This window comes from Pseudomonas sp. BJa3, assembly GCF_026343815.1.
GTDB classification, from domain to species: Bacteria; Pseudomonadota; Gammaproteobacteria; order Pseudomonadales; family Pseudomonadaceae; genus Aquipseudomonas; species Aquipseudomonas soli.
Map to the genome: position 1 here is coordinate 1 of NZ_JAOXMC010000039.1, position 5,787 is coordinate 5,787.

At 58.6% G+C, this 5,787-nt stretch carries 6 protein-coding genes; 1 reads left to right on the forward strand and 5 read right to left on the reverse strand.

Translation table 11 applies throughout. The annotated features are described in order from the left end of the window. The first annotated feature begins 140 nt into the window (after positions 1-140). Complete coding sequence (locus tag OH705_RS26680; RefSeq protein ID WP_267303369.1) at positions 141-806, forward strand: SOS response-associated peptidase; 666 nt, start codon at positions 141-143, stop codon at positions 804-806. Here OH705_RS26680 and OH705_RS26685 read toward each other — a convergent pair. From OH705_RS26685 to OH705_RS26705, 5 genes are all read right to left on the reverse strand, one after another. Continuing rightward, positions 800-988 carry a hypothetical protein gene (locus OH705_RS26685; RefSeq protein WP_201754903.1) on the reverse strand — a complete coding sequence of 63 codons (189 nt, stop codon included), beginning with the start codon at positions 986-988 and terminating at the stop codon, positions 800-802. The two genes, OH705_RS26680 and OH705_RS26685, sit on opposite strands and share 7 nt — an antisense overlap. Before the next feature lie 263 nt (positions 989-1,251). Then, positions 1,252-1,776 carry a DUF2514 domain-containing protein gene (locus OH705_RS26690; protein ID WP_267303366.1) on the reverse strand — a complete coding sequence of 175 codons (525 nt, stop codon included), beginning with the start codon at positions 1,774-1,776 and terminating at the stop codon, positions 1,252-1,254. Next, positions 1,773-2,204 (reverse strand): lysozyme, encoded by a 432-nt coding sequence (locus tag OH705_RS26695; protein WP_267303367.1) that lies wholly within the window; start codon positions 2,202-2,204, stop codon positions 1,773-1,775. The genes OH705_RS26690 and OH705_RS26695 overlap by 4 nt, the downstream gene beginning before the upstream one ends. A gap of 58 nt (positions 2,205-2,262) precedes the next feature. Then, on the reverse strand, positions 2,263-2,706 hold the full coding sequence (locus OH705_RS26700; RefSeq protein ID WP_323873502.1) for a tail fiber assembly protein: 444 nt from the start codon (positions 2,704-2,706) through the stop codon (positions 2,263-2,265). Between the two features lie 1,929 nt (positions 2,707-4,635). Beyond that, on the reverse strand, positions 4,636-5,787 hold a 1,152-nt coding region (locus tag OH705_RS26705; RefSeq protein ID WP_267303368.1), incomplete at its 5' end, for a phage tail protein.

The following is a 5,787-nucleotide window of genomic DNA, read 5'->3' on the forward strand; positions in this document are numbered from 1 at the left end:
CGCGCTCTCGACGGCGAACAAGGAGGAAGTACATGCGGCACCAATACTGTATATCGATACAGTATTTGACCATTCAAACGGATGACCAGGCCAGTACCGCCCGGCGGGCTATGCTTCTGGCTCAAGCAGGAGGACCGGACATGTGCGGAAGGTTGACCCAGTACCGCGGGATCCATGACTTCGTTGAGACGCTGAGCATGCCAGAAGCCTGGCAGAACAACATCGGAGACCAGGACCTGGGGCGGTACAATGTCGCGCCGACCACACAGGTCGCCGTGCTCCGGGTAGATGACGCAGGCCCGCGCGCAGACCTGGTGAGGTGGGGGTGGCGGCCGCACTGGGCGACTGACCGAGCAGCGCCGATCAATGCTCGAGTCGAGAAGGTGGCGCACGGTCCCTTCTTTCGGGCGATCTGGCCGCATCGAGCGATCACGCCGGTGGATGGCTGGTATGAGTGGGTGGACGAAGGCGGGCCGAAGAAGCAGCCCTATTACATCCGCAGGCGAGATGGTCGCCCTGCCCTGTGCGCCTCAATCGGTCAGTTCGTCGGCAATGAGCACGACGGGTTCGTGATCATCACTGAAGACGCCCAGGGCGGCCTGGTCGATGTGCACGACCGCCGGCCGGTCGTGCTGTCGCCTGATCTGGCGGTTGAATGGATCGCAGCAGGCATGCTCAGCGAACACGCGGAACAATTGGTGCTGAACCTGGGTGAGTCGGCAGAGGCGTTCGAGTGGTACCGCGTTGGAATTGCCGTTGGCAACGTGCGGAACCAGGGATCAGCGTTGATAGAGCCGGCTCAGTGACGGATCAGAGGCTGGTGCCCAAGCGCGTAGAGTTGGTAGTCGGTCACAGCCTGGTAAGCGGACTCTGCGATCACCCGAAGGCGCTCGACTTCCTCTGCAGGAACCCCGGCGGCTTGAGCATTGTGGTAAGTGCGCAGCGCCTCAAGTGCCTCGAGCAACAACGGCTCTCCCGCCTCTACCATTCCCTCGATCGTTCGTTTCACGATACCGCCCCAGTACGTTGACCAAAGCAGTATAGGTCCAAGCCCGCCGCAACCGACACCGCTTTAAGTCAACATCCGGTGCCATGCCAAAGTAGCCAGTGCAATAACGCAGACCCAGAGCGCAACCATAGCCCACGCCTCTGCCTCACTCTTCAGATCATTCCTTCGCATAACCTCTCCTTCGCCCGCTTAACGCCGAAACCATCGCAATCTGGTTGCGACCAAACACCACAGATCAAGGTTCATTCTGGTTGTACCAAAGGACGACCTTCCTCCAACAAGCTGCCATAGGACGCCTCGCAGGCCAGGCCAGCTATTCGGGCTCGGTCATACGCTGACGCCAGCTCTCCCGCTCGAGCATCAGCCCGTGCGAGCAGGTCGGAGAGCACCATGGCGGCGCGGCGGGCTGCCTCGCCTCGAGTGGCAACGGCGGGATCCTGGCCGGGGCAACCGACGGTGGCAGCGAATTTGCCTGCTTCGTCGTGCAGCCGCTGGCCAGCAGCATCAGCCCCAGCAGCAGCGGTTTCAGCAATGGTGCGTTGTTCCTGTGCATGCTCCCTCACCTCTTCATTTGCCGCGGCGCGTCGTTGTTCTTCCTGGCGCTCTCCGCGCTCGCCCAGTACCTCGGCCAAGCGATCGCCACTGTCCCGGGTCGCTGACGCGCTTTCGGCCTCAGCGCGCTCCACCGACCGACCGTGCTGGTAGACGAGCCAGTACGACCCGACCACGGCCAGCAGCGCAACCACTCGAACGCCCCAGCCGCTCACGCAGCCTCCAGGAACAGATCACGCTCAGCGGCTCGACGGCGGACCAGGCCCGGCAGAACTTTGCCACCGGCCTTGTTCCAGCGCGGGAACTGCTCTGCCGTACCGGCGTAGTCACCGGTATTGAGCCGCCGGAGCAACGTGGACGACTCGAGGTTGGCCGAGCCCAGGTTGTAGGTGAAGCTGATCAGGGCGTCCCACTGGTTCTGGTTCAACGGCGCCGTTACCAGGCGCTGCACTTCCGGCTCGAAGCGCTGCACGTCGTTCAGCAGCATGCGCTCGGCCTGCTCCTTGCTGATCGACATCCCGGCCTTCACGCCTCGGGTGGTGCCGTAACCGATGGTCCAGACGCCGACGGCATCCTGATAGGCCTGCAGGCGCAGGCCCTCGAACGACTTGATGAGGCTCAAGCCGCGTTGCGATGTACGCATGGGTTTTCTCCAGGCAAAAAAATACCGCCTCTCGGGCGGTCGGTGGGTTTTGGGCGGGTCAGGCCGGCGGCGCGGGCCAGTCGATCGCCGTGGGATAACCAGGTTGTTCTGGCAGGCGGTTCAGCGCCACGCGGTAGCGCTTCCACTCTTTCAACCGCAGGGCCTCGGCCTCAGTGGCTTCGTCAAGGTCGACCGCATCCTGCAGCGGGGCGATCGCCTGGTCGGCTTTTGACCTTTCTGCTTTGATTCGCTCTTCAGCGGAGGTGACTGCCCTGCGCAATTCAAATTCTGCGACCTGTTCCTGAGTGGCTAGATTCCACCCCAGCACGACAGATGTTGAATATTCAACGACTTCTCCGTTTGTGTATGCTTTAGGTTTGAAGAACTCGGCAATTTCGGCATCGGACATCCTAACCAAGCTCTCATGAATAAAATCGTCCTGACTCCCGTCTGCCTCGAAAGCAAAAACTTCATCAGATCTAGGGTCCTTGAAATACTTCATCAACGCAGCTCCAGCCAATTGAAGAGAGCGGCAGTTCCATTCGCTATAGTGATACTATAACTCGCACCAGGCGGAACAATACCAGTTACTGTAGGAATGTAAGCTCCCGAACCAGCTGCATAGGCACCGCGTAGTACTTTACCGTCGATACTCAAAAACGGAGATACGCTAGCAGCGCTAGTTGGACCAACTAGTGCGGTCACTTGTATTGGCCTGCCGGTGGCGTTGACATAAGCGACCCCAAGCTGACGCGAAGATGTGAGATCTTGCCAAGACTGGCCTACTCCGATATCGCCAATTCCTAAAGACGTCTTGGCCCCGGCTGAAGTGGACGAGCCGGTACCGCCTTGGGCGACACTCAGTGGTGTCGTTAACCCCCCGAGCGAGGTAATGTCACTATTCGCACCGCGCACAGCGGCGCCTATGTTCACACGCAGGGCTGCAACGTCAACAGGGTTGCCGAGCAAGGCCAACGTGCTACCGAACTGTTGGACAAGCTGCCGTAACCGGTCCGCTGATTCCTTCACGTAGCCTTGCATCGGCGCAAGGCCATAGGAACCGGCCGCAACTGTTGGCCCTTGATAGGCCGGAAGGATGCTCAGAACAGTAGCGCTAGCGATGTTCGCAACTTCGTACCATTGGCCGTTAGGGCCTTGGAAAGCATCGCCAACCCTCGAGTTCAGCGCGAAGTCAGTAGATGTCCCCGTGACAGTGGTCTGGCCGCTCGTTACCGACACTGTGCCTTGTCTATACCATGGCATTGAATTCCCCTTTTAGTTGAATGGAAATGGGAGGCCCGAAGTTCTTATTACGAGCGCTTGCGGCAAAAGTGCTGGGATCTGTCGCCAATACACATAAGGGAAACCGCCAGTGATGGCCCTTGTTGTAGCTGCTGCCACGGTAAACATGAACCTGACCCCGCCGTTGTACCCACAGCATCCCTCTTGACTCCCATACTCAAAGCCGCCATCTCCCGCCGCCGATCCGTTACATCCGGCTGATCTTGTAAATGTGATAGCCGCAGCGAGCTCTCCTGCTACTACAGGAACGTCAACATACGATTTCATTTGAAAATACGAGCCGTTAACTGGTCCTATCATCGAGTTGTAACCACCGGCGTATGCGGTATAACGGTAATCGTACCCAGGGGATACCAGCGGCCCAGGACCAGGTGCAGTCACCGCTGCGATAATATTAAGAGGAGGCATGCCTGAGTTGAATGTGAGACCCCAAGGATTTTCCCTAAAGCACTTAAGGCCAGTGATTGGCCCGTCATCAGTCATGAGGTCAAATACATATGCCTTGGTCGCTGCTGTTGCCCCAACGAAGAGAAGAGTCTTCACGCCGCCTACTAGCATCTCCCCGCACGGACTTCCATCTCCCACAAGAAATGCTATCGGCGAGGACCAGGTAGAAAGAGAAATGCCATAGATTGGCTCACGCGGATTCGAGTCGTCATTCCAATTCGCCCCATTGTTAGGATCAAGCTGGGCTGACCGCAAATATTTTTGCGGCCAGTATGCAACAAACTGAAGATTGCCACTCTTCCGTAAACCATAGCAAATCAGGTCGGTATCAAAAAGCTTTTGCTGGTCCGATTCTCTGTAAGCAACAAATTTACCAGTCATTAATAGTACCCATAATAGATGCGACAGTTCGCCGAAAAGTACCCCCAATTACTGGTGCTGTATGAGTATGCCCAAGTCATCGTGTCGCCTGAGATGCTGACGCCTGGCCTCTTCCCTTTCTCCCTATTCATGTCAACTAGCGAAACGATCATGTAGAGCCGTTTCCGGCCAGCAGGTACTGGAGGCAATGTTGTGCTTCCATTGGCGCCGCCAGTCACGACGCTTCCTTGCATCTGACTGATGAGCACAGTCATGTCGGTGATGACCGACCCGTCTTGTGCGAAGGCAAGAAAGCCTGTGCTCATATGCCAATACCCATCTTCGTGGCCGGATTGCCGCTGGTGTAGTACGTGTTGGCCTGGCCGTTGGTGATGAGCGTCGATCCATTGGCATCCTGGCCGCGGAACGTCACTGCCCCGGTTTTGAAATTCATCTCCAGAAGCGGGCGGCCCTGGGCGTCTTTCGACTCCGAGACAATCGACATGCCCGCCACAATCTGCTGGATGAACGCAGTGTTGATGAACGCCTGGTTGATGAATACCTGGCCACCTTGCACAACGAACGGTGAAGACAGCGTGTTGTTTATGTTGTTCACCACCGCGAACCGATCGGCAGACACAAGGAACTGACTTTGCAGTCCGCCAGGTCCGTTCTCGATGCCGAGGCCAACGCTCGCTGCCACGTACTGCCCTTGGGCGTTAAGCTGCAGCTTTACAGCCCACATGGCGCTGGCCTTGCCTTCGAAGTTCGCCTGAGCCTGACTGACCGTCTGCACTGCTGCGTTGGTCTCGCCGACCTTGGCTTCGAGAGTCTCAGAGCTACGTGCCAAGGCATCGGTCTCAGTCGTCCGGACCAAAGCTTCGCGGGCGATCGCTGCGGTCGAGTCCCACAGCTTAAGTGCACCAGCAAGGTCACCGTCAGGGTCGTCATCGCGGGCAGAGGCGCGCAGGACCTGCACGCTTTCGGCCGTGGATGTGGCCTTGCCGTCTACTTCCTGGATTTTGGTCGTGTTTGTCTGAACCTGCTGAGCCAGGCCGTTTGCCGCCTCGATGGACTGGCCTACGTCGACCCACAAGGCGGGATTCGGCGGAGCACTGGCGCCACTCGGGTCTGCCGGAACATCGTGCACGGCCTGATAGATCCGGCCATCGACCACAACCATCTGGCCGGTATCGTAGGCCGTGTCCTTGTCGTAGGACTTCAGGCCGTCGAGGGCGTCGATCTGGTCCTGCAGGCCATCGATCTTGGTCTTCAGGTCCTCGCCGAGCATGGACTCGTCGATTTCACCAGAGATCATGTCGAGGATCGGGCCGGGGTCGGTCTGGGCGATGCCCTGCACAGCCGTCGGCGGAACCGGGAAGAACGGTCCGATGTTGCCAGTCCGGTCGACCAGGCGCGCCCAGAAGAAGAACGACGCACCGGCAGCCAGGCCGGACATCACGTGCTCCGACTG

Coding starts and splice junctions, on each gene's coding strand:
- OH705_RS26680 (WP_267303369.1), top strand. CDS start 141: ATGTGCGGAAGGTTGACCCAGTACCGCGGGATCCATGACTTCGTTGAG.
- OH705_RS26685 (WP_201754903.1), bottom strand. CDS start 988: ATGGTAGAGGCGGGAGAGCCGTTGTTGCTCGAGGCACTTGAGGCGCTG.
- OH705_RS26700 (WP_323873502.1), bottom strand. CDS start 2,706: ATGAAGTATTTCAAGGACCCTAGATCTGATGAAGTTTTTGCTTTCGAG.
- OH705_RS26695 (WP_267303367.1), bottom strand. CDS start 2,204: ATGCGTACATCGCAACGCGGCTTGAGCCTCATCAAGTCGTTCGAGGGC.